The sequence below is a fragment of the Chryseobacterium viscerum genome (assembly GCF_025949665.1).
Lineage (GTDB): Bacteria > Bacteroidota > Bacteroidia > Flavobacteriales > Weeksellaceae > Chryseobacterium > Chryseobacterium viscerum_A.
In genome coordinates this window covers 1,780,414-1,803,930 of sequence record NZ_JAPDFT010000001.1, presented here as the reverse complement: position 1 = coordinate 1,803,930, position 23,517 = coordinate 1,780,414, and the positions used below count along the sequence as shown (strand labels likewise).

Below are 23,517 nucleotides of genomic sequence, written 5' to 3'. Positions count from 1 at the left end.
TGAATGATACAAACAATAAAAGTATTAAATATTTAAATAGAACAATTAAAAAAATCTTAATACTTTTATTGTTTGCATAGAATAGAAAAATGAAAGAAAACCATAAATACCAGGTATTTGCAGTGTTAAATGACGGAACACGCCAGCCCATTGAAGCAGAATCAATTATCATCCAGCTAGAGGAGGAGGAAATTGAAATTCCGCTGACATCATTACATCCTGTTTTTCAGGGGAAATTAACCCTCGCTACCGGATCAGCTATTCAGGGCAGAGAACATGACAGAGAAAGGGAAACCCGGTTTATTATAGAGCCGGGAGCTTCTAATGTGATTCATATAACTCCAAAAAAAATCTGATATCTTCAAAATGTCCCATGAATGCTAATTTTCCTGTATTTAAAACAGATCCCTCAATAAAACATTTTTATCTTTGTGAAAAATAGAAGTATGAAGTATTTGTTTATCATTGCCTGCTTTGTCTGCTCCATTTTCAGCCAGGCACAGCAAAAACAGGATCCATGGAAAGACAGCCAGCTGATGGATCCGGCATTACTGGCTTCCCGAATCGAAAAGCATAAAACAAAAGATCTGGTGATTATTTCAGTAGGTCCGGAAGCCATCATCAAAGGTTCTGTAGACATTGGCCCAACACATGAACCTGAAAATCTGGAAAAACTTAGAAATTATCTTAAAGATATTCCTAAGAACAGAGAAATTATAATCTACTGCGGATGCTGTCCTTTTGTAAAATGTCCTAATATACGTCCTGCTTTTACATTACTGATGGAAATGGGCTTTAAAAATGCCAAGCTTTTAAACCTTCCGAAAAACATTAAAACAGACTGGCTAGATAAAAACTATCCCACAAATGATTAATATGAAGATTGGTTTTACGCTATTATTTTTAATGATTTTCTCAGGGACTGTTATGGCCCAAAGTACAATAGAAATAGGGAAGAAGGCTCCTGAAATTACTATGAACAGGGCAGACGGAACCTCATTTGCTCTTTCAACATTAAAAGGCAAAGTAGTTCTGATCGATTTCTGGGCTACCTGGTGTGCTCCCTGTGTAGAAGAACAGCCTGAGCTGAAAACATTTTATGATACCTATTCTGAACAGGTAAAAAATAATAAGTTTGAAATTCTGGGGGTTTCTTTAGACAAAAATAAGGAAAGCTGGCAGAAAGCAATTGACAGATTTAATATCCAATGGATACAGATCAGTGATTTAAAATTCTGGAAAAGTCCTGTCGCAAAACTTTACGAAATTGATGAGCTTCCTTTTAATATCATTATCGACGGACAGGGAACAATTCTAGCCAAAAATCTTCATGGCAAAGATCTGGAGGAGTTTTTAAAGAAAACTTTAAGTCAGAATTAAGAATGTAAAACATTACAGATATGAAAGAGCGGTACATCAATTACCGCTCTTTATTTTTTCATATACACTTCAAAGCAATTGATATACAGTACAAACAATCTTGTCTTTTGCTTCATAGCTTTGAGGTATGAAAAAGAGTTTCTTCCTTCGTATGGGGCTGTCAGCAATATTACTGATGCATAGCGTGATTTCTATTTTTAGTGGAGATGTTAATCATTTCGGACATGATTACCTGGACAGTATAGGATTCAGTCCTATTGGAATTTACATAGCATGGATTGTAAAACTTACTCATCTTTTCTCTGTGGTATTACTTTGGTTTGACCAATATATAAAGCCGGTGGCTATAGCTAATATTCTCATTTTTATTTTTGGAATTTATTTCGTTCACTGGCAAAATGGCTGGTTTGTAGTGGGAGGAGGAACCAATGGAATAGAGTTCAATATCTTGCTGATCTTCAGCTTTCTGAACCTTGTGTACCCTGAAATTTATTTAAAAAGGGCCACGTGAAAAGGATATTTAAGCTTTCTTAAAATCAATAGTTTTTATTTAAACTTCCCTTGAATACAACTCAAATAGTGTAGTTTGTAGATCATTACCTTAATTTGGTCGACATATATTTCTATATTTGATTGAACTAATAGTACTTAGTATTCTTAAAATCATGACCCACCTGAAATCATACAAAATATCTAAATGGCAGATTCATTTGCTGTTTTGGATATTGTATTATATCCTTGAAGTTTACCTTGACTTTTATTGGTCCAGGTATCAGTTTCCGGATTTCAAATGGTCAATAAGACTTGTGAATACTCTGATCCTGGAGCTAGGATATCTTTTAATTAAAATACCGCTTGCCTATGCTTTGCTGTATGTATTTGAAAAAGTTCATACTAATGTTGTTTTCAAATACATTCTCTATATTTTTATTGTGATCACTGCTGTTTTGGGGCATCGCTTTTTAACGCATTTTATCATTTATCCCTATATTTATGGAATTACAGAAACTTTGGATGGAAAATATCCGTCAGGGTTCATCAATGGCTATGTGGCATTCAATTCTTTTATGGATCTGATTTTTATGGTAGGTCTGATTTTCGGGGTTGAAATTACCCGACAGAAAAATCTTCTGAAAGAACAAATCTCCCAATTAAAGTCTGAAAAGCTGGATCAGGAACTCACGATGCTGAAGGCACAAATCAATCCGCATTTTCTGTTTAATACCCTCAATAATATATATGGACTGGCTCTGAAAAAAGCTGATGAAACTCCAGATGTTATCCTTCAGCTTTCCAAAATAATGCGGTATAATATCTATGAAGCAGCTGAAAAAAGCATTTCTCTCGGCAAGGATATTGAAAACATCAAAGATTTCATACAGATCCAGAAAATCCGCCACCGCCATCTTACCATCAACTTTACTGAAGATATTGACAATCCTTCCCAGGAAATCTCTCCGCTGATTTTGATACAATTTGTAGAAAATGCCTTCAAACATGGCGTTTCTGAAAGTTTAGGCGAAACATTTATAACTATCGATATCCGGTTGAAAAATGGAATTCTTACTTATTTCATAGAAAATTCCAAAGAAGAAAAACTTCATGCACATTCCACAAAAATAGGGCAGAAAAATATCCGGAGACAACTTGAACTGCTTTATCCCCAACACATACTTTCTGTGGAAGATCAAAGTGACCGCTATAGTGTAACATTAATCATAGATTTCCATGACACACCCAGCCTCTAAAAAATACAACTGCATTATTGTAGAAGACGAGCCTATTGCCGCAGAAATTCTGGAAAGTTTTATTTCCAGAGATCCGGAACTGAATCTTATAGGAAAATGTGCAGATGCTGTACATGCCAGTAATCTTTTAAGCATTCATGAGGTTGATCTTATGTTTTTGGACCTCCATCTACCTGTTGTAAAAGGCTTTGACTTTCTGAGAAAAATAAAAAATCCTCCATTAGTTATTGTTACCACGGCCTATCATCAGTATGCGGTGGAAGGCTACGAACTTGATATTGTAGATTATCTGATGAAACCTATTCCTTATGATCGTTTTCTGACTGCTATTGGGAAGTTCAAACATTTAATGGAAGCAGAGGATGCTTTACTGGAAATGTCTGAACGTGATTATATCTTTATCAACAGTGGAAAAAAGCAGGTTAAAATCATTCTGCAGGACATTTTCTACATTGAAAGCTTAAGAGAGTACATTCATATTCATACAAAAACAGAGACTTTCACTTTTAAAATGCCCATTAGCAAAATAGAAACAATTTTAAATCCAAAAATGTTTACCCGTATTCACAAGTCTTACATCATTTCAAAAGGCAAAATAGAAGTCAAGTCAGCCAATATTATTCAGATTAATGGGAAAAAACTTCCTGTGGGGAGGACGTACAAGCCGTTGTTGGAGATTTAAAAAGCGTTTAAACCACCCCGTCAAAAATTTTAAATTTTTGCCACCCCTCCGAGAGAGGGCAATTTTCAGCCGTTCAAATTAAAATTCAGGAAAATGGAAATTGTATAGTTTCTGTTTTGCTGTTTATAATTTTAGTAGATTTTATCGTGTTGTTGATATATATCTTTCCCTAAAATCTTCATAATTTATCCAAATTTACCTGACAAAAGATATTTTTATTTCTGATTAAAAAAGTCCGGAATGAAAGTAGAAATCACCGGAATTATAGAAAACCAAATGAGATAAATGTGGTTAGTTTATTATGCTAATGTTGAATGATGATTGGCTTAATGATTAGTAATAATCTTAAGCCAATTTTTTTTAGAGGAATATCTTATTTTAAAATATTTTGAGCCCAACTATTCCTACAACAATCAGTAATGCAGAGAGCAATCTTAAAATACTTGCTGAGTCCTGGAAAAACAGAATCCCGACCAATAAAGTTCCTACAGCACCAATTCCAGTCCATACTGCATAGGCTGTTCCAATAGGGATGCTTTTCTGAGCGTACCAGAGAAATCCGCCGCTAACGGTCATACATACGATTGAAAATATGATCCAGCTCCATTTATTATTTTCCGGTTGTTGAGATAATTTAAGTCCTAAAGGCCATCCAATTTCAAAAATTCCTGCGATAATTAATGCAATCCAGTTCATACTATTTATTTTTAATGATGTTGCCGTTATTGAAAGACCGTCATTAAAAATGAGTTCTTCACAATAAAAGATCCCATCTCAATTACTACTGCAAAATTACCATTATCTGTTCACGTTCAATAAAATAAACTGTGTGACCCTGCAAAAAACAGAGATAGAGTGTATCAAACAGACTGTGAACCGTTCAATACTTCTGAACGAAATGGTAAGTCTGAATAGTTTTAATATTGATATCTTTATAGCATAAAAAGAAAATAAGGAAGTATTTTATTTCTATAAATCCAGTCATTTAAATTATGTTAACAGACATCATTGCCGTTCATCTTAACGTTATTTTTTGTGGAATCAATCCCGGGTTAAAATCCTCCAATGACGGACATCATTTTTCAGGAAAGAGTAATCGTTTCTGGAAGGTTCTTCATCAGTCAGGTTTTACTCCTTATGAAATTGAAGCAGTGAATGATACATCTATTCTTGATTACGGATTGGGACTCACAACGGCTGTCGCAAGAGCAACCTCCCGCGCTGACGAACTTTCAAAAGATGAGTTTGACGATGCTCTGGACACTTTTAAGATAAAAATAACAGCATATCAACCCCAATATGTGGCCTTTCTCGGCAAAGCTGCTTACAAGGCTTTTTCTAAAAAGAAAGAAATTCTATGGGGGCTGCAGGAAGAAGATTTCTGTGGAGCCAAGGTCTGGGTTTTACCGAATACAAGCGGTTTGAACCGTGGCTTTTCACTTGCTGATCTTGTTTCCTGTTACAGCAGTTTTTATCAGGCTGTTAAAAATAATCAGAACTCATCACATACAAAATCAGAAATACAATAGGAGAGTGACAAAACTGCTTTTCAATTTTTGTACCCTATCTTTTACATCTACACCACCAAAATCACACTTAAGGGAAAAAACAATACATTTACTAATCTGATTCTCCCAGTTAATTATTCATCCTCCCCAGATATTTAATTGTTTGATACATTTAAAACTCAAACCATTAAATAGTATTATGAAAACAAAAGAGTGCGAATTCATTAAAAGACATTTTGTTTTATTGGATTCAACAACAGGGGATCTATGCTCAGGCATACCACAGCAATGCTTCAAAAAATTGAACCGGTTTTTACTCTGTTCAGCCCTTATTACGGTATTCTCATCTCAATTCAGTGCACAGTCCAGAATCAGTGAGCCTGTGAATGAAAAACCTTACCCGGCTGATCAGGTTGTTTCTTTGTATGGTAAAGAAAGGAATAGCTTTTCCAGCGATATTCAGCGAAGATCAGCTCCTATTGAGCTTCGGTCAAAAGAAATCAAAGAGGTATTAACAGGGCAGGACTATTTCCCTGCTGATCTTTTTTTAAATGAGGGGGCAAAACCTCCTTCCGGACACAATCCTCAGGTTCGCCATTATGAGAACCAGAATGTTATTTTTGACGGACAAAAGCACGAGAACATCCGGGTTGATGAAATCATCGATCAGTACACCTTAAAGAATGCAGATATTGATTACTACTATGACAATGCTTATTATCTCTTCCGTGATGCTTCAGGAAATACTATTGCAACCGTATATTATATTGACCGGACTGTAGGATTTTTAAAATCTGAGTATAAAGTTGTCAGCAAAGGAAAATCCCTTATTACATTTCCTCTGCTTGTCGCTCCCAATCCTGCCAAACATGTGATTAATATTACTTATCAGGTGGAAAAAGAGAGCCAGGCCAGTCTTCAGATCATAGATATGAATGGCCGTACTGCAGATACTATATTCAGCGGTAAGCAGATCAAGAGCGGAAGACATACAATACAGCATAACATCAATCTTCCGGCCGGCAACTATCTGATTCAGTTCAATGCTCAGGGACAGGCGCCTGTAACTCAAAAAATCATTGTTCAATAAAATGCAGTCAATTATGAAAAAACTAATTATACTTTTAACCTGCATGTTATGGAGCATGACATGCATTAATGCCCAATGTCCCAACGGTGATGCTGAAATGGGTAATTTCAGCAACTGGCAGACTTATGTTGGAAGCAACACAACAGGAACACTAAATTTATCAACCTTTACTCCCAGTCTTTCACCTACCCAGCATACCGTGACGGGAATAGGCAATGACCCCATATTAGGAGCTTCTCTACCCATGGTGGGAGAGGGCAGCAGTGCTTTCAGATTAGGAAATTCTACCGCTATGAACGGTGCGGAAATCATGTCTTATACTTTCACAGCAGGAAGTTCTATATCATTTATGTATGCTTTGGTTTTACAGGGAGCCCACAGCGATTCTATGATCAATGGATTTTTCAGTTACTGGGTAAGCAGAACTAACGACCTTGCCAGCAGTACAGCACCTGGTAATCTGGTCATTGGACCTGTTAAAATTAACGGCAGCAACGTAGCGGATCCATTCCTTCAAACCACAAGCTATAATGGTGAACCTCTCTCGTGGAAGGAGTGGCAGACCTTATGTCTTCCTATCCCTTCTCAGGATGTTGGCCAGCAGCTGACCATTTATTTTGCAACTGCAGACTGCAGAGATAGCGGACATTTTGGCTATGCCTATATTGATGCGCTTTGCAAGCCGGTACCTCCTGTACCAGTACTTGTAGGACCTTCTACAGTATGTAATATTGATGACCCTATTCTTTTTAGCGGAAGCCGCACAACAAATGAATCTCAATATGTATGGTTTGCCCAGGAATGTGATGCCATGGGGAACCTCATTGGAACTCCGCCTTTTGCAGTCATACGTAATGGGCCGGCAGGAACCTACAGCTTACGGTCCAGCGGGATAAATTTACAAAGCGGACATTATTATAAAGTCACCCTACAGGTTCGTAACTGTACCAGTGGCTGGGTAGTGGTTTCCAAAATTGTTAAAATAGAATTTCCTCCCATTCAGACGAGCAATAAGGTCATCTGCTGTGGTTCAAGTATTAAATTGAGGGCTAATGTTACTGCTCCTGGTAATGGTACAGTCACCAGTTACAAATGGTATGATGAAGCAGGGAATTTTATAGGTAACGGCAGCTTATCATTTACCGGACCTATTGGCGGACCATTTGTTCCTTCTAATGATATAACAGTGACTCCTACCAAGTGTACCAAATACAGAATCGAATTTGAATATAACGGCTGTAAAAATTCACAGTGGGTATATGTTACTCTTATTCAGAATGTCAGAGGTGCTTTTGGCTGTGTAAGTTATAATAATTGTACAGGATCAGGCACTGTGAAATTTGATCCGTGGATTAAACTTTGTGGTAATGAAGCTGAAGTAGGACCTGATTACAGTTTTCATATGCAGCAGGCTACAAACAGCATTAAGTATTCCTGGAATACAGGCAGTACAAGTGATACCTCTGCCGTTACAGGAAATACAGCCTCAACAGTAACTGTCACAAGTGTTTGCGGAACGAATACAGCAACAATCACTCCTCCGGTTTTTACAGGGGCTTTTCCGGGCTTGTTTAAACCTACAGGGATGTCTGTGACCAATCCGTTTGTTATTTATAATACGATGATGAACCAATATGCCATACCTGCATACAATGCCTATTCGTATGAACTTAGTGTGTATGACCGCTGGGGAACCCGTGTTTACTACAAATATGAAACAACATGTCTCGGTTTTTATAATGGCCAGATCAGATGGGATGGAAGATACACTCCTGATGCAAACGGCAACCCGGGACCATATGTCAATATTCCCGGAGTATATTCCTGGAATCTTAAGCTGACCAATTGTACTGGCAGCGAAAATTTCAAAGGTGATGTAACTTTTATACAGTAATTTGATTTTCAGATTCAACATTATAAAAAATCCCGACCTATTTTGTGTCGGGATTTCTTTTTGCTCTTAAGGCTGTATTAAAGATCAACTCTTACGCTTTATTGGGTTTACTTACATATTTGTTCCCTTTTACAAAAAACCGCCAGGGTAAAAGTGCATCTTCCTGGGCATAAGCAACACCTATACGGGGAGCTTTTATAATATCATCGGGAGCATATTGAATTTCGTGATCTTCAATCCATATTTCATTTCCGTCCATATTTTTTTTATTAAAAGATTTATCAATCCCTAAGGCTTTGGCTGCAGATCCGGGGCCGGAAGAAATAGCCGCTTTATCAGCAGGCATATTCCGCCTGAATTCCATGATATCTTTTCCTATCAGTGGTTCAACAGCTCTAATTAATACCGCGTGAGGCTCGTCTTTTACAGAGGTTACAATATTGAACAGATGATGAATCCCATAACATAAATAAACATAAGAAATACCACCATGACTATACAATGTTTCAGTGCGGTCTGTCCGCCGGCCGCCATAAGCATGGGAGGCTTTATCCAGTACTCCGAAATAGGCTTCCGTTTCTACAATAATTCCGGCTGTTGTTTCACCATTAATAGCTGTAAAAAGAATTTTCCCCAGAAGATCCTGAGCCAGAAAAAGAACATCTTGATTGGAATAATAGGAGAGTGGCAGTTTCAAATGATTGGGTTTTATGAATTTAACAGGTTAAAAATAAGGATATAAAAACAATTTTCATAAAGTTAAACAGATTGTCACTACATTTGAAATGAGTGATTGATATTCACCCAACCTAAAAGCAAAATTATGATGAAATCCTTTAATCTGACACTGTTTATCTTTACTTTTTGTCTGGCAGCATTGTCATTCAATATTCCTTATCAGCAATCTTATCAAAAAATGATTGTCGGAAAATGGCAGCCTATACTTTCCTCTACTGAAGGAATTGAAGCAAACGGAAAGCGGACAGTAAAAAATTATCAATTAAACCGCAGTGACCTCATGCAGTTTAATGCAGACGGCTCCATTATTGATAGCGGACAGCTTTATTTTTCGTATGAATTACATTCTGAAGACAAAATCTTATCTTTATTTGACGGGGGTAATTATGAGAGAAAGTTTGAAATCACTCAACTAGACAAAACAACCATGAAAATTGTCATGAAAGAAACTGACAAATATAAAGGAGAGCCCTTTCAGATAACCTGGACGATTGTATTTAAAAGAAAATAAACATCTTCAACATAAAAAAGTCCCACATTACGGTGAGACTTTTTTATAGATGATCTTATCTTCCTCCGGGAGGACAGTGCTCTTTCAGATATTTTGTAAACATGGTAGTCAAGTGCAGTGATGTTCCTTCTCCTTCGTCAATAGAATGAGTACGGTTAGGATAGGACATCAGCTGAAACTGCTTATTGTATTTTACCAGTTCGTTGATGTATACTTCTGTATTCTGGTAATGTACATTATCATCGCCGGTTCCGTGAACCAGCAGAAGATTTCCTTTTAAGTTTTTAGCATAAGCCAATGGAGATCCATTGACAAAATCTTCTCGGTTTTCCTGTGGAAGCCCCATATATCTTTCCTGGTAGATATTGTCATAGAATAACTGATTAGCAACGGGAGCAATTGCAATCCCCGTCTGGTAGATATCAGGATATTGCCCTAAAAGATTCAGGGTAGATGAACCTCCGCCGCTCCATCCCCATACGGCAACCCTTGAAGTATCTACATAAGGCCATTTTGCAAACAAAGCTTTGGCACCCATTGCCTGATCACGGATATTAAGCTGTCCTATTTTGCGATACACCGATTTTCTCCATTCACGACCTCTTGGAGCAGGTGTTCCACGGTTTTCGAGAGAAACATACAGATAGCCGTCTTCAGCCATATCTCCGGCATATAACCAATTCCAACCGGTATAAAATTCGTCTGTTACCGTTTGCATAGCGGGTTCTCCATACACTGTAAAAACGATAGGATATTTTTTATTGGGGTCAAAATTTTTAGGCTTTACTACCCAGCCATCTAATGTAATACCATCCTGTGTCGTAATCTGAAAAAATTCAGCTTTAGACTTAGCTGGATCAGCCTTTGCAGATCTTTTGGCAGCTACAAGCTCTTTATGCTCCGGAAGTGATATTACTGCATCTGCAGAAAATGCATTGATACTGTTATTGGTAAACATAGCAATCTTTCCATTAGGCGATATGGTATAACTATTAGAACCTGTATAGGATGCCGGGGTTACTTTTTGGGCATTTCCTCCTTTCATACTTACTTTATACAGGTATTTCTGAGTGGCGTTATTTGGGGAAGCTAAGAAGTAAATCTGTTTGTTCTGAACATCAAAAAATTCCGGCTTAATCACATCGAAGGCATCTTTCGTAATCAATGTTTCCTTACCGTTCATATCTATTTTATAAATATGTCTCCATCCGTCTTTCTCAGAAAGCCATAGAAATTCTTTTCCATTATCAATCCAGTCCCAGCCCTTCGGATCATTGTCATTCCAGCGGGACTTTATATCAATCCATGCAGCATCTTTTTCCGTATGAATGGTTTTACTGTTTCCGGAACTGGCATCTGCCACGATGATTTTACTTTGATTCTGTTTTCTGTTCAATTGCTGCAGAATAACGGATTTAGAATCCAGTACCCATTCCATTCTCGGAATATAGTTTTGCATTTCATCTCCTGCAATATCAGCTTTCTTTGAAGATTTGGAAGCAAGGTCATAGAACCAGATACTACATCCTGAGGGATTTTCACCCACTTTGGGATACTCTACAGGAACTGTAAATGAATACAGGCTGTCTGTATTATTAATCATCAGAAAGTTTTTTGTGCCTCGTGCATCCAGTTTCCAGTAAGCAATTTTGTTTCCGTCGGGTGACCATCGGAAACCATCCTGAGTTCCAAACTCCTCTTCATATACCCAGTCGAAAGTACCGTTAATCATTCCGTCTGTGCCATCGGTAGTGATCTTGGTAAGCTGGTTATTTGAAAGATCTTCAACATAAATATTGTGTTTAGATACATACGCTACTTTTTTGCCATCGGGTGAATATTTTGCAAACATCAGTGATGAAGCTGGCAAGCCTTTTCCAAGCCGGGTAAGCTTTTTAGTGTTTTTATCGAAAATCCAGTAGTCTCCACGGGTGTTGTCTCTCCATACTTTCTTGGTATTGGCAAAGAGTAATAAACTTTTGTCATCCGGAGATACCTGAAAACTTTGTACCTGCAGTGCTTCAGAACTTCCTGCAGGAACCAGTTCATTGCTGTTTAAAAGGGTCTGGTCTTTTCCGGGATGCAGCACATCAACAATTTCAACTCCTTTTTTAGTAAACGAATAATAGGCATTGCCATCCGGAGTCCATTGTGTTTTTTGTGCTGCCAATGGCGACAGACACAGGAAGTACAATGCAATAACCGTTAGTTTTTTTATGTTCTTCATAGATAGTTTTTAATTAATTTTCAGCTCTGTAATTTTCAATTTCTTCTACCGTTTTAATCAGTCCGTTCCCCAGAAGTCTGTACCCGTTATCTGTAATCAGGAAGTCATCTTCCACACGGATTCCTCCGAAGTTTCGGTATTCATTTACTTTATCATAATTAATAAAATCTGCATTTCTATTTTCAGTCTGCCAGATATCAATCAGTTCCGGAATCATATAAATACCGGGTTCAACGGTTACTACAAATCCTGATTCAAGGGATTTTCCTAAGCGTAAAGATTTAAGACCAAATGTTTTGGTATCCTTTGATTCTTCTTCGGTATAACCAATATACTGTTCTCCAAGATCTTCCATATCATGGACATCAAGTCCCATCATGTGCCCCAATCCGCATTGGAAAAACAGGGTATGAGCATGGTTATGTACCGCTTCTTCAGGATTTCCTTTCATCAATCCAAGATCAATAAGACCTTCTACAAGATGCTGTGAGGCTTTCAGGTGAATATCCCTGAACTTAACTCCAGGTTTCAGAAGCTGCTGGGCATTGTTGAAAGCATTCAGTACAACTTCATACATTTCCTTTTGTTTTGTACTGAAAGTTTTGCTCACAGGAAACGTTCTGGTAAGGTCTCCCGCATATCCCATTGCAGTTTCCGCTCCGGAATCATTAAGGAAAAGATCTCCCTCTTTCAAGGTATTGAGACGATAATGATTATGCAGAATTCCTCCGTTTATGGTTACAATCGGAGGGTAGGACATCTGACATTCTTTATTGGCAGCAAGGTATTGGATGGCATTGGCAATTTCGTATTCTTTAACACCTGGTTTAGCCAAACGCATTGCCAGCAGATGCATTTCATTGGATACATTCACAGCCTGTTCTATCTGCACTATTTCCTGAGGCTCTTTTATAGAACGCTGTTTCACAATGGCTTTAATCATCTCTACAGAAGGCTGTAATGCTGCTATTTTAATACCTAGAAGATCGGCAAGCAAAATTTTATTGGAAGCCTGATATGGAGGAAGATAATGTACCTTTCTGCCGGAAGCCTGTACTTTTAGAATATATTGAGCAAGTTCTGCATAGGGCAAAGTTTCCTGTACTCCGGATTTCAGACTTTTCTCTTTCAGTGTTTCCTGTCTGCCCATCCATACAATATCATCTATACTTAATTCATCTCCGAAAATAATAGTCTTATTTTCATCAATATCAATAATGGCAGCAATACGGGGTTCCTGAATTCCGAAATAATATAGATAAGTACTGTCCTGACGGAAATAATAAGGATTGTGTTCAAAATTCACAGGGTTCTCTATATTTCCCAAAAACAATAAAATTCCGTTGGCAACATTATTTTTTAATACTGTTCTTCTATCCTGATAGGTTTGTGTTGAAAACATATTATGAATACTTTTTAATTTAAAGCTTTAAAGTTACGATTTTGTACTATTGACCGCTCTTTATTCGTGAAAATAAAGATAATGTAAAGTTTGGATTTTAATATGATATCCAGTGTTCATATTTTGCTTAAATTCGGTCATATTTTAACCTTTTAAATACATTAGCTCATAAAATACTGATTCAATGAAGAGTCTCCAGTTTTCAGTCCCTGCCGACACCAACAAAAGCATCCGCATTCAGGAAGATATAATGCCCAATTTCTATCCTTACTTCCATCGCCATACAGAAACCCAGATCATGTGGATTATTAAAGGACATGGAACACTGGCTATAGAACAAAACCTCTTTAATTTTGAGGCAGGTGACATTTTCTATCTTGGCGCTAATCAATCACATGTTTTCAGGGGCAATTTTGATAAAAATGAAAAACAAAAAGTTCATTCTATCTCTATTTTTTTTGATCCTTATAAAAAAATTGCAGCATTTTTCGACTTACCGGAATTCGGAGAACTTAAAAATTTTATTGCCCATTCAGAAGTAGGCTTCCAGGTGGCTCCTAAATTAAAAATAAGCATCGGGGAAAACATTGCAGCATTACAAAAAACAGAAGGAGTAGACCAGATCATAGATTTTATCAGGATTTTGAGTCACCTTATGCAAAACAGGCATCTCCACATCCCTTTATCCGCAGAAAAGAAGCTGCCTGATCATATTTCAGACTATGATCAAAGAATTATAGATGCCCAGACTTTTATTAAGAAGAATTTTGCCCAAACTAAACTTACCCTCGACCTTATTGCCAAAGAAGCCTGTATGACTCCTCAGGCTTTTTGCCGCTCTTTTAAAAAACGTACCCGCATTACTTATATTGAGTATCTTAATGAGCTTCGCGTACAAAGAGCCTGCAAACTTTTGACATCCAGCAGCATGTACAGTATTTCTTCTGTGGCTTTTAACAGCGGATTCAACAGCCTTACCAATTTTAACCGGGTTTTCAAGTCCATTATGAAATATTCACCTAAAGAATACCTTAAACACTATAAAGAGGCTACCATAGAGCAATAAAAACAACCTGTTAAAATACGGTTAATATCTATTAAAATATTAACATTTACCGTTTTGAAATTCTGCTAGTTTTGGATAAATATTATTTGATATGAGTACAAAACTAAACTGGGAAGGTATTTATCCTGCTGTATTAACTCCTTTTACCAAAAAAGGTGAGATAGACTTTGAAATGTTTGCTCTCAATACAGAAGCCCAGATCCAAGCAGGTGTTCACGGAATCATTCTCGCAGGAACATTAGGTGAAGCCAGTGCTTTGGAAACTGAAGAAAAATTTGAGCTGCTGAAATATGCAAAAAAAATAACACAGGGAAGAATTCCAGTTATTCTTAACCTTTCCGAAAATACTACCAAAAATGCAGTAACCTTTGCTAAGAAAGCAAAAGAATTTGGTGCAGATGGTCTGATGCTTCTTCCTCCAATGCGCTATAAAGCTGATAACCATGAAGTTGTTGAATATTTCAAAGCCGTAGCTTCTGCTACAGATCTTCCTATCCTCATATACAATAATCCTGTAGATTATGGAATATATGTTTCCCTTGAAATGTTTGAAGAGCTTATTGAATATCCAACCATACAGGCTGTTAAAGAATCTACAAGAGATCTTGCGAATGTAACCAGAATGATTAACCGTTTTGGAAAAAGAATCAAAATCCTTGGCGGAGTAGACACCATTTGCCTGGAAACTCTGATGCTTGGAGCAGATGGCCTTGTAGCAGGTCTTGTAGATGCTTTCCCCAATGAAACCATGGCAATGTACAACTACGTTAAAGCAGGTAAATATGATAAAGCTGTAGCAATCTACAGATGGTTTATGCCATTACTGGAACTCGATATTCACCCTAAACTTATCCAGTACATCAAGCTGGCTGCTACAGCAGAAGGAATAAGCAGTCCTTACGTAAGAGCGCCACGTCTGGAGCTACATGGCGAGGAAGCTGAAAAAATTAAAAAGATCATTGAAGAAGGCATAGCCAACCGACCGGCATTAGATTAACATCAGAAAGAAAGCTATGATTGAAGAAACATCAACACAAAATATTGAGAGGAGAATTCAGATGGCTGCCGAAGCTTATCAGTTTCTGAAAAATACCACTGTAAAAGAACGGGCAGCCTTCATGAACGCAGTTGCCGATCAGATTGAAGTACTGGGAGAAGAACTTTTGGCGACAGCTCATGCTGAAACCTCACTGCCTTTGGCAAGACTTACCGGCGAAAAGGCAAGAACAACAGGACAATGGAGAAGCTATGCAAAAGCTATTGCTGCCGGAATCTATACAGAAGCCAGAATTGATCTTTCACAGCCTGATAAGCAAAAAGGAGACATCAGAAAATACAATGTAGGAATAGGCCCTGTAGTTGTTTTCGGAGCCAGTAATTTTCCGTTTGCTTTTTCTACAGCGGGCGGAGATACAGCGAGTGCCATTGGGGCAGGCTGCCCTGTCATTGTAAAGGCTCATCCGGCACATTCTGAGACATCGCAAATGATGGCTGATGCTATCACGGCTGCTGTTACAGCATTCGAATGGCCTGAAGGGATCTTTAGCCATATTACCGGAGCATCCTATGATATTGGGACTTATTTGACTCAGCATCCGGATATACGGGCTGTTGCATTTACCGGTTCATTCAATGGAGGAAAAGCCCTGTTTGATATTGCGAACCTTCGTGAAAATCCTATTCCCGTATTTGCAGAAATGGGAAGTATCAATCCTGTATTTGCGCTGAAACAACTGCTTGAAAACAAAGCAGAAATATTAGCAAAAGAATATATTACTTCTTTAACGTTAGGAGTAGGACAGTTTTGTACAAATCCGGGAGTGTTTATTGCATTGAAAGGGAATTCTCTTGACCGCTTTATCAATACTTTAAAAGATGAAATTCAGAAGGTTGCTCCCGCTAATATGCTTCACAAAGGGATATTTGAAAGTTTCGAAAAAAACAAAAAAATCGCAACAGAACAACCTGATGTTGAATTAATTGCATCAGTAAATAAAGAAACAGAAGACTGTCTGGGAAGCGCTTCCGTTATAAAAACCAATGCCAGAAACTTCATGAATAATCCTGTATTGAGTGAAGAAGTCTTTGGCCCATTTGGTATTATTGTAGCATGTGAAACGGATGAAGAAATAATGAATGTTGCTCAACAGCTGAAAGGACAGTTAACCATTACCGTAGCAGCTACCGATGAAGACCTCCGGAATCATTTTATGCTGATCAACTTTCTGAAGGATAAATGTGGAAGGTTACTCTTCAACGGAATGCCTACAGGAGTAGAAGTTGTTTATGCCATGCAACACGGAGGCCCTTTTCCTTCCACTACTGATTCCCGTTTTACCTCCGTAGGACCGGATGCTGTAAAGAGGTTTATCCGTCCTATTTCTTTCCAAAACTGGCCGGATGAATTTTTGCCCGAAGAACTGAGGAATGAAAATCCGTTACAGATCAGCAGAATAGTCGATGGAGAAGTCAATTCAGAATCATTAAAATTACAAACCACATGAACAGAACATTTTTTTGTATAGATTCGCATACCTGTGGCTGCCCTGTACGTCTTGTTGCGGGAGGAGGCCCCATTTTAAAAGGAAAATCCATGATGGAGCGCAGGCTTCATTTTATGAAAGAATACGACTGGATCCGGAAAGGACTCATGTTTGAACCCCGTGGTCATGATATGATGAGTGGAAGTATTTTGTATCCGCCTTTTAGCGAAGAAAACGATATCGGAGTATTATATATTGAAACCAGTGGATGTCTACCCATGTGCGGACACGGAACAATAGGAACCGTAACGATTGCCATAGAAGAAGGTTTGGTTTTCCCTAAAGTCCCCGGAAAGCTGCGCCTTGAAACACCGGCAGGACTTATTCTCATCGATTATGTACAGGAAGGCAAAAAAGTAACCTCTGTAAAATTAACCAACGTAAAATCCTTTTTGTATGCCGAAAACCTGGAAGTGGAATGCCCGGATCTAGGATTGATAAAAGCTGATGTAGCTTATGGCGGGAACTTCTATGCTATTATAGATCCTCAGGAAAACTTCAGAGATATTTCAGATTTTACAGCCAGCCAGCTTATTCATTACGGAAAAATCATCAGACAATTACTTAATGAAAAATACCAGTTCATTCATCCTGAGAACGAACACATTACCGGATTAAGCCATATTCAATGGACAGGTAATCCCAAAGATCCCAAAGCAAGTGGACGAAATGCTGTTTTAGTGGGAGAGAACGCTCTGGACCGTTCACCATGCGGAACAGGTACTTCTGCAAGAATGGCTCAATGGTATGCTAAAGGAAAATTAAAAGAAGGAGAAGAATTTATCCATGAAAGCTATATCGGGTCCCAGTTCATAGGAAGAATTGAAGGAACGGATACTGTAGACGGGAAATCTGCAATTATTCCGTCAGTAGAAGGCTGGGCAAGAATTACAGGTTATAATCATATTATTATTGACGATGAAGATCCTTACTGGCAGGGATTTCAGGTAATGTAAACAAACATATGACACAGAATAAAGGAAAAGCACTCATTATTGGTGCAGGAATAGCTGGTTTAAGCTCCGCTTATTATCTTTTACAGAAAGGCTGGAGTGTAGAAATTCTGGAACAGAATGATCTTTCCAACAATTGTTCTTATGGCAATGCAGGAATGATAGTTCCCAGTCACTTTACTCCGTTAGCGGCGCCGGGTGTTGTTGCACAAGGAATCCGTTGGATGTTTGATAGCAAAAGTCCGTTTTATGTAAAGCCTTCATTGAATACAGATTTGTTCTCCTGGGGATTGAAGTTTTTGAAACATTCTAACCAAAAACATGTTGATTATTCCACAGCTGCTATCCGGGATCTTAATCTTGCGAGCAGCAAACTGTATAATGAGATTGCCTCAAAGGATGAATTTGATTTTGAGCTTAATCAAAATGGCATTTTAATGCTCTATAAAACGGAGAAAGTAGCAGAAGAGGAGATAGAACTTGCTCATAAAGCAATCAGTATGGGATTACCTGTTGATATTCTGGACAAAAAAGGAATTCAGGAACTCGAGCCCAATATCCGGCTGGACGTTATTGGCGGGGTCAATTATAAATGTGACGGCCATATGAATCCGATGAAACTGATGAAGCAGATGATCTCTTATCTTAAAAATAATGGTGTCGTTTTTCATACCCATCACAAGGTAACCGGATTTGAAACATCAGTAAACATGATTAAAGCAGTAATTGCCAATGATAAAAAGTTTACAGCAGACCGTTTCGTCATGACCGGAGGCTCATTTCTCCCTGAACTGGCTCAGAAAGCAGGAATCAAAATTCAATTAATGCCAGGAAAAGGATATTCATTCATGTATACCACTGAAAATCAAATCAATACAATGAACCATGCTGCTTTATTACTGGAAGCAAGAGTGGCTGTCACTCCTATGAATGGGCAGATCCGCTTCGGTGGAACTATGGAACTGGCTTCCCATCATGATAAAATTAACATGAAAAGAGTAGAAGGTATCGTCCGGTCTATTCCTCAATATTTACCTGACTTTCAGATTGAAAAACCCAAAGAATCTGAAATCTGGTTCGGCTACAGGCCCTGCGCACCGGATGGACTGCCTTATTTAGGACAATCTTCCCAATTAAAAAACCTGATTATAGGAGGCGGCGGCGGTATGATGGGTTTAAGTTTAGGACCCATTTTTGGAAAAACAGTTTCAGAACTTGCCAATGACCAAAAGCCAACGGTTGAGATAAAGATATTCAACCCTGAAAGATTTAGTTAGAAAACACCACATAACACACAAATCAAGCCAAAAAACAATTTGATTATTCAAATAATTTATTAACAACCAAATCCAAAATTTATGAAAAAATTTAAATTACTAGTACTTGTTTCCCTATTTCCAATAATAGGTTTTGCGCAAGAAAACAGACCTCATGAGTGTAAAGCAGATGAAATGATGAAACAACATTTTAAACTGCACCCTGAATCTAAGGCTGAATATGAAAATTTTGAGAAATACACCCAAGATTTCGTAAAAAAAATGGGATCAGACAAAAATTCATTGAATAATAGGATCAACAATCCAACGTACATCATCCCTGTGGTTTTTCATGTATATGGAGAATCTCAAAGCAATGTAAAAGTAAATTACCAGAAAGTAGTTGACTTACTGGAACAAATCAACTTAAATTTCAATGGAATTAACACGGATTCAAATACTGTGGATCCTGATTTCCAATCTATCAGAGGAGCGTTAAGCATTGAATTTCGCTTAGCTAAAATTGATCCAACCGGAAAAGCAACAAGCGGAGTGGTATTTCATCCTTTCAAAGGCGGATATGGCAATGGAGGCGGATATGATGCAGAAATTGGCACAGATGCATGGGATAATACAAAGTATATGAATGTGTATATACAGAATGATCTGTATGCTAATAAAGATTTATATCAATCAGGAGTTGCCTGGTATCCGGATTCATACATGACTTCAGTAAATACAGCCAGAGTTGTATATAATGGACGTTATATATTTAATGCTGCAGGAACAACGGCTTCAAACGAGTTTTCTGATACATTTACTCACGAATTTGGGCATTGGTTAAATCTTCAGCACACGTTTAATGTTCCATGTTCAACTGCAAACCCAACTAATGATGGTGATGGAGTTGCTGACACCCCTGTAGAAAATAATTCTTCCGGATTAGGATGTTCAGCGGGTAACAATTGTCTTGGACAAAAAGTGAACGTTGAAAACTATATGGGATACAATGGCTCTTCCGGTTGTTATAAAATGTTTACCAATGGACAGGTTAACAGAATGCTGGCAGCATTAAATCATCCTTCGCGAATGAATTTATGGCAGCCTGCCAACTTAGCCGCAACCGGAGTTGCTAATACTCTACCTAAATTAACCCTTAGCAACAGTACATTTACAGAGAACCTAAACAATAATGGAGCCGTGTCATTAGATGGAACAGTAGCATCTGCCCCTACATCAACGATTACGCTAAACGGAGCAACATTTGCCGTACCAAATGGAACAGCTCTTACTGCAGGAACACATTTCACTTCTTCATTACCAGCAGGACTAACAGCAGCTATAGCAGTTACAAACCCAACTACTGCTACGCTTACCATAAATGGTGCTGCAACCAGTCACCCTAAAAGTCAGGTCCTGAATTCATCAATTACGTTCTTAAACGCAGCTATAACAGGAGGTGTAACTTCACTAGGATCAACAACAGCTTTAGCACTAACTTTCTCTTATAAAGATCCTTATAAAATAGTTACAGGAACTCCTCTGGAAAGTTATGCCAACCCAACACCAACAACAGTAACCACCAACTCCGGGGCAACTTGGAAATATTTTATCATTAACCCGGAGCTTAGTGATGATGCAGGGTATGGTGCCTGGTACTATGGAGCAAATCAATTAAAATTGGAAACCTATTGGAAAGGATTAGTATGCCAAACAGGAACAAGAAATATCAGTTTAATTCCAGCTTGTACCACCATAACGAATGCAAATAATATAGGCTATCCAATTGGTACTCCTGGACAACTTGACGTATACACTCCTACATACACTACCTGGTCTGGCAAAACCGCTTATGTTGGTTTTAGAAACCAATTCGAAGGTTACAATATTAACGGCTATTTCAAACTGATTGTTGGGGCCAATGGTTCGGGTTATTCTGTAACTGAGTTTGGATATAATACACAACCAAATGGCAGTATTACAACCCCTTGTGCATTATCATCATTATCCACTTCAGACGTTGATACAACAAACTCAGAAACATCTATCTATCCCAATCCAGTTTCTGATGTATTAAATATTAAAACAAAAGGGAAAATTAAATCAATTTCTGTTTATGATATGTTTGGAAGAAAAATGAATGCAAAAGTTATTGGTGATAAGGTTGATGTTAAACACTTCCTAAGCGGAACTTATTTAATTGATATTGAAACTTCTTTAGGAAAATCTTCCCAAAAATTCACTAAAAAATAGGATCAAACGCTAACGGTCAGTTTGGAAACGAACAAGCTGCATTCTGGATATCAAAAAACTATGCAAACCCAAATCCCACCACTACAACACCTATTGGAACTCTGGGAGATGTAAGTAAAAAATATTCAGGCACTTCTAAAGTTAGACTTAGTTTATATGCTTATGGACAATATTCTGGGGGTGGTGGTCTGCAAGGCCATCAACCTCCAGATTATTATTTCAAAGCAGTTACAGACTGGTTTAAAACTTTTTAAATAACAAAACACTTTTCTCAGAAATATGGATAATAGTTTAGTATTCATATGCAGTTGATTGGGCTTAATTTTTAAGCCCAATTTTTTATTTTATTTATGTACTTTTATTCTTTGATAACAATATCCAATGCATTACAAAAACGACAGCATCATCATCCGCGAATTTTCTCCTGAAGAATTTTCTTTATTCTCCACTCTTTTTCAAAATGAAAACGTTACCCGATATCTTCCTTACAAAACTCCAGAAGAATATAAAGAAATGTTTGACAAAGCATTGTCTGATTATGAAGCAGGACCATTCAGCAGATGGGGAATATTCAACACCCAGAATAACGATTTTGTAGGAATGTGTCTTGCCAGAGTCTTCCTTGATAATACTGACCAGTTAGAAATAGGGTATACCTTAGGAGAAAATTACTGGGGCAAAGGACTCGGAACCGAAGTTTGTAAAGCCCTTGTTGATTATTGTTTATCATTAAATCATCAGAGAGATATCGTAGCAGTAACCGATCTTGATAATATAGGTTCTCAGAAAGTTCTTCTGAAAAGCGGTTTCAGGAGAATTGAAAATCTGATTCGTGAGAATGAAGAACTTGCTTACTTTTTATTACAGAAGAAGTAAACAGATCCTGATACTTAAAACCGGGGTCTCAGAATTCTCCTCCACTGGAGGGGTGGCGAAAATTCAAAGAATTTTTGACGGGGTGGTTTTATACACTTCTACTTCAAACTCCTTCCACACAAAACATTTCATTTATCAGATAATTTATCATAACTTGCAGAAATTATGATGTCAAAACGTTGCAAATATGCACTTAAAGCAATGGTCAGATTAGCAAGGAATTATAACCAGGGCTTTCTGCCAACCTCTGTTATTGCACAAGATGAAAACATCCCCAAGAAATTTCTGGAACAAATTCTTCTCGAGCTTAAAAGAGCTAAGCTTGTCAACAGTAAACAGGGCAAAGTAGGAGGGTATTACCTTCTTAAATCTCCTGACGATGTTTCATTAGCAGATATTTACCGTATTTTTGATGGTCCTATTGCTCTTACACCGTGTGTTTCTTTAAATTTTTACGAAGCATGTGACGATTGTGTAGATGAAGCAGTCTGCTATCTGAGAAAAGAACTCATGATCGTTCGTGAGAAGACCAGAACAAGCATGATGGAAGCCACACTTACTAAGTTTATAAATAAAGATTAAAAAAATTTCTATTTAAATTCTACTATTTTGATAGGAGTTATAGAATTTTATATATATTTGCAAGACTTAAATCTCAATTCAAAATGGAATACAGTCTGAAAAATGAATTCGAAAATATTGCAAAAGAGGCTTCTGAAGCTTCTTTTCAAACTAATGGGCTGCAATTACTGACTGAAAGATTCCCAGGTAAAGTAATCTTTTCAACCAGTTTCAGCTATGAAGATCAGGTCATCACTCATCTGATAAAAGATTTAAATATTGAAATATTCACCCTGGATACGGGAAGACTTTTTGAACAGACCTACGAAACCTGGGCATCTACAAAGGCTTTCTTCAAGAAAAATATCAAAGCTTATTATCCGGATACGGAAGAACTCAGAGAATTTGTAACAGAAAATGGTCCGGACTCATTTTACCAATCTATAGAAAAGAGGAAAGCATGCTGTACTATACGAAAGGTTCATCCTTTAAAAAAAGCACTGGAAGGCTATAAAGTATGGATCACAGGACTTAGATCTGAACATTCTGCCAACAGACAGAATATGCCACAGCTGGAGTGGGATCCGGATAACAAAATCATAAAATTTCATCCTATTCTTCACTGGACTTCAGAACAAGTGACAAATTATGTAAAAGATCATCATTTACCATACAATCATCTTCACAAAAAAGGATTTGTAAGCATAGGATGCGAGCCCTGTACCAGAGCAATCAAAGAAGGAGAAGATTTCAGAGCGGGCCGATGGTGGTGGGAAGATGCCAATAAAAAAGAGTGTGGTCTGCATATTCATCAATAAAAAAAGAAAAA

23 protein-coding genes are annotated in these 23,517 nt (G+C 37.7%); 19 read left to right on the top strand and 4 right to left on the bottom strand.

Features of this window, described 5'->3' with window-relative positions; all coding sequences use genetic code 11:
* Window positions 1-89: 89 nt before the first annotated feature.
* The 6 genes from OL225_RS08210 to OL225_RS08185 all read left to right on the top strand — a co-directional run bounded on the left by OL225_RS08210 (window position 90) and on the right by OL225_RS08185 (window position 3,810).
* Entirely contained in the window at window positions 90-356 is a 267-nt protein-coding gene (locus OL225_RS08210; RefSeq protein WP_264517913.1) for a hypothetical protein, read from the top strand.
* A 90-nt stretch (window positions 357-446) separates the two neighbouring features.
* Window positions 447-875, top strand: a complete 429-nt coding sequence (locus OL225_RS08205) for a hypothetical protein (RefSeq protein ID WP_047374756.1) — start codon at window positions 447-449, stop codon at window positions 873-875.
* Window position 876: 1 nt separating this feature from the next.
* A complete protein-coding gene (locus tag OL225_RS08200; protein WP_264517912.1) occupies window positions 877-1,380 on the top strand; it encodes a TlpA family protein disulfide reductase in 504 nt (167 codons plus the stop codon).
* Window positions 1,381-1,507: 127 nt separating this feature from the next.
* The gene (locus tag OL225_RS08195; protein WP_264517911.1) at window positions 1,508-1,891 is read left to right on the top strand and encodes a DoxX family protein; all 384 of its coding nucleotides are present in this window, start codon (window positions 1,508-1,510) and stop codon (window positions 1,889-1,891) included.
* A 154-nt stretch (window positions 1,892-2,045) separates the two neighbouring features.
* Window positions 2,046-3,128 (top strand): sensor histidine kinase, encoded by a 1,083-nt coding sequence (locus tag OL225_RS08190; RefSeq protein WP_156118353.1) that lies wholly within the window; start codon window positions 2,046-2,048, stop codon window positions 3,126-3,128.
* Window positions 3,109-3,810 carry a LytR/AlgR family response regulator transcription factor gene (locus tag OL225_RS08185; RefSeq protein ID WP_264517910.1) on the top strand — a complete coding sequence of 234 codons (702 nt, stop codon included), beginning with the start codon at window positions 3,109-3,111 and terminating at the stop codon, window positions 3,808-3,810. The genes OL225_RS08190 and OL225_RS08185 overlap by 20 nt, the downstream gene beginning before the upstream one ends.
* Before the next feature lie 378 nt (window positions 3,811-4,188).
* On the opposite strand, the gene OL225_RS08180 is transcribed toward OL225_RS08185, so the two are convergent.
* Window positions 4,189-4,506, bottom strand: a complete 318-nt coding sequence (locus OL225_RS08180) for a DMT family transporter (RefSeq protein WP_047374748.1) — start codon at window positions 4,504-4,506, stop codon at window positions 4,189-4,191.
* A 296-nt stretch (window positions 4,507-4,802) separates the two neighbouring features.
* Here OL225_RS08180 and mug point away from each other — a divergent pair, with 296 nt between their 5' ends.
* From mug to OL225_RS08165, 3 genes are all read left to right on the top strand, one after another.
* On the top strand, window positions 4,803-5,339 hold the full coding sequence (gene mug / locus OL225_RS08175) for a G/U mismatch-specific DNA glycosylase (RefSeq protein WP_264517909.1): 537 nt from the start codon (window positions 4,803-4,805) through the stop codon (window positions 5,337-5,339).
* A gap of 178 nt (window positions 5,340-5,517) precedes the next feature.
* Entirely contained in the window at window positions 5,518-6,408 is an 891-nt protein-coding gene (locus OL225_RS08170) for a T9SS type A sorting domain-containing protein (RefSeq protein ID WP_264517908.1), read from the top strand.
* Window positions 6,409-6,421: 13 nt separating this feature from the next.
* A complete protein-coding gene (locus OL225_RS08165) occupies window positions 6,422-8,302 on the top strand; it encodes a hypothetical protein (protein WP_264517907.1) in 1,881 nt (626 codons plus the stop codon).
* Window positions 8,303-8,393: 91 nt separating this feature from the next.
* Here OL225_RS08165 and OL225_RS08160 read toward each other — a convergent pair whose 3' ends face one another.
* Window positions 8,394-8,999: a DNA-3-methyladenine glycosylase gene (locus OL225_RS08160; RefSeq protein WP_264517906.1), complete on the bottom strand. Its 606-nt coding sequence runs from the start codon at window positions 8,997-8,999 to the stop codon at window positions 8,394-8,396.
* A 126-nt stretch (window positions 9,000-9,125) separates the two neighbouring features.
* Between OL225_RS08160 and OL225_RS08155 the strand changes: the two genes are divergently transcribed.
* Entirely contained in the window at window positions 9,126-9,551 is a 426-nt protein-coding gene (locus OL225_RS08155; RefSeq protein ID WP_047374740.1) for a hypothetical protein, read from the top strand.
* Window positions 9,552-9,606: 55 nt separating this feature from the next.
* Here the strand turns inward: OL225_RS08155 and OL225_RS08150 are convergent, their stop codons facing one another.
* The gene (locus OL225_RS08150) at window positions 9,607-11,778 is read right to left on the bottom strand and encodes a S9 family peptidase (protein ID WP_264517905.1); all 2,172 of its coding nucleotides are present in this window, start codon (window positions 11,776-11,778) and stop codon (window positions 9,607-9,609) included.
* 13 nt (window positions 11,779-11,791) lie between these two features.
* Window positions 11,792-13,180, bottom strand: a complete 1,389-nt coding sequence (locus OL225_RS08145) for an aminopeptidase P family protein (protein ID WP_264517904.1) — start codon at window positions 13,178-13,180, stop codon at window positions 11,792-11,794.
* Between the two features lie 184 nt (window positions 13,181-13,364).
* On the opposite strand from OL225_RS08145, the gene OL225_RS08140 reads away from it, so the two are divergent.
* From OL225_RS08140 to OL225_RS08100, 9 genes are all read left to right on the top strand, one after another.
* Window positions 13,365-14,246, top strand: coding sequence for a helix-turn-helix transcriptional regulator (locus OL225_RS08140; protein WP_047374734.1), 882 nt, complete (start codon window positions 13,365-13,367; stop codon window positions 14,244-14,246).
* 91 nt (window positions 14,247-14,337) lie between these two features.
* On the top strand, window positions 14,338-15,243 hold the full coding sequence (locus OL225_RS08135; protein ID WP_264517903.1) for a dihydrodipicolinate synthase family protein: 906 nt from the start codon (window positions 14,338-14,340) through the stop codon (window positions 15,241-15,243).
* A 16-nt stretch (window positions 15,244-15,259) separates the two neighbouring features.
* A complete protein-coding gene (locus OL225_RS08130; protein ID WP_264517902.1) occupies window positions 15,260-16,750 on the top strand; it encodes an aldehyde dehydrogenase (NADP(+)) in 1,491 nt (496 codons plus the stop codon).
* Window positions 16,747-17,745, top strand: coding sequence for a 4-hydroxyproline epimerase (locus OL225_RS08125; RefSeq protein WP_264517901.1), 999 nt, complete (start codon window positions 16,747-16,749; stop codon window positions 17,743-17,745). The genes OL225_RS08130 and OL225_RS08125 overlap by 4 nt, the downstream gene beginning before the upstream one ends.
* An 8-nt stretch (window positions 17,746-17,753) precedes the next feature.
* Window positions 17,754-19,019, top strand: coding sequence for an NAD(P)/FAD-dependent oxidoreductase (locus tag OL225_RS08120; protein ID WP_264517900.1), 1,266 nt, complete (start codon window positions 17,754-17,756; stop codon window positions 19,017-19,019).
* A gap of 81 nt (window positions 19,020-19,100) precedes the next feature.
* Window positions 19,101-21,251, top strand: coding sequence for a zinc-dependent metalloprotease (locus OL225_RS08115; protein WP_264517899.1), 2,151 nt, complete (start codon window positions 19,101-19,103; stop codon window positions 21,249-21,251).
* A 381-nt stretch (window positions 21,252-21,632) separates the two neighbouring features.
* The gene (locus OL225_RS08110) at window positions 21,633-22,127 is read left to right on the top strand and encodes a GNAT family N-acetyltransferase (protein WP_264517898.1); all 495 of its coding nucleotides are present in this window, start codon (window positions 21,633-21,635) and stop codon (window positions 22,125-22,127) included.
* A 165-nt stretch (window positions 22,128-22,292) separates the two neighbouring features.
* Window positions 22,293-22,709, top strand: coding sequence for an RrF2 family transcriptional regulator (locus tag OL225_RS08105; RefSeq protein WP_052184575.1), 417 nt, complete (start codon window positions 22,293-22,295; stop codon window positions 22,707-22,709).
* 83 nt (window positions 22,710-22,792) lie between these two features.
* Window positions 22,793-23,506, top strand: a complete 714-nt coding sequence (locus tag OL225_RS08100) for a phosphoadenylyl-sulfate reductase (protein WP_047374722.1) — start codon at window positions 22,793-22,795, stop codon at window positions 23,504-23,506.
* The last annotated feature ends 11 nt before the right edge of the window (window positions 23,507-23,517 follow it).

Bases quoted from the DNA above. Each gene is read 5' to 3' on its own strand.
- OL225_RS08210 (WP_264517913.1), top strand. From the start codon at position 90: ATGAAAGAAAACCATAAATACCAGGTATTTGCAGTGTTAAATGACGGA.
- OL225_RS08205 (WP_047374756.1), top strand. From the start codon at position 447: ATGAAGTATTTGTTTATCATTGCCTGCTTTGTCTGCTCCATTTTCAGC.
- OL225_RS08200 (WP_264517912.1), top strand. From the start codon at position 877: ATGAAGATTGGTTTTACGCTATTATTTTTAATGATTTTCTCAGGGACT.
- OL225_RS08195 (WP_264517911.1), top strand. From the start codon at position 1,508: ATGAAAAAGAGTTTCTTCCTTCGTATGGGGCTGTCAGCAATATTACTG.
- OL225_RS08190 (WP_156118353.1), top strand. From the start codon at position 2,046: ATGACCCACCTGAAATCATACAAAATATCTAAATGGCAGATTCATTTG.
- OL225_RS08185 (WP_264517910.1), top strand. From the start codon at position 3,109: ATGACACACCCAGCCTCTAAAAAATACAACTGCATTATTGTAGAAGAC.
- OL225_RS08180 (WP_047374748.1), bottom strand. From the start codon at position 4,506: ATGAACTGGATTGCATTAATTATCGCAGGAATTTTTGAAATTGGATGG.
- mug (WP_264517909.1), top strand. From the start codon at position 4,803: ATGTTAACAGACATCATTGCCGTTCATCTTAACGTTATTTTTTGTGGA.
- OL225_RS08170 (WP_264517908.1), top strand. From the start codon at position 5,518: ATGAAAACAAAAGAGTGCGAATTCATTAAAAGACATTTTGTTTTATTG.
- OL225_RS08165 (WP_264517907.1), top strand. From the start codon at position 6,422: ATGAAAAAACTAATTATACTTTTAACCTGCATGTTATGGAGCATGACA.
- OL225_RS08155 (WP_047374740.1), top strand. From the start codon at position 9,126: ATGATGAAATCCTTTAATCTGACACTGTTTATCTTTACTTTTTGTCTG.
- OL225_RS08150 (WP_264517905.1), bottom strand. From the start codon at position 11,778: ATGAAGAACATAAAAAAACTAACGGTTATTGCATTGTACTTCCTGTGT.
- OL225_RS08145 (WP_264517904.1), bottom strand. From the start codon at position 13,180: ATGTTTTCAACACAAACCTATCAGGATAGAAGAACAGTATTAAAAAAT.
- OL225_RS08140 (WP_047374734.1), top strand. From the start codon at position 13,365: ATGAAGAGTCTCCAGTTTTCAGTCCCTGCCGACACCAACAAAAGCATC.
- OL225_RS08135 (WP_264517903.1), top strand. From the start codon at position 14,338: ATGAGTACAAAACTAAACTGGGAAGGTATTTATCCTGCTGTATTAACT.
- OL225_RS08130 (WP_264517902.1), top strand. From the start codon at position 15,260: ATGATTGAAGAAACATCAACACAAAATATTGAGAGGAGAATTCAGATG.
- OL225_RS08125 (WP_264517901.1), top strand. From the start codon at position 16,747: ATGAACAGAACATTTTTTTGTATAGATTCGCATACCTGTGGCTGCCCT.
- OL225_RS08120 (WP_264517900.1), top strand. From the start codon at position 17,754: ATGACACAGAATAAAGGAAAAGCACTCATTATTGGTGCAGGAATAGCT.
- OL225_RS08115 (WP_264517899.1), top strand. From the start codon at position 19,101: ATGAAAAAATTTAAATTACTAGTACTTGTTTCCCTATTTCCAATAATA.
- OL225_RS08110 (WP_264517898.1), top strand. From the start codon at position 21,633: ATGCATTACAAAAACGACAGCATCATCATCCGCGAATTTTCTCCTGAA.
- OL225_RS08105 (WP_052184575.1), top strand. From the start codon at position 22,293: ATGATGTCAAAACGTTGCAAATATGCACTTAAAGCAATGGTCAGATTA.
- OL225_RS08100 (WP_047374722.1), top strand. From the start codon at position 22,793: ATGGAATACAGTCTGAAAAATGAATTCGAAAATATTGCAAAAGAGGCT.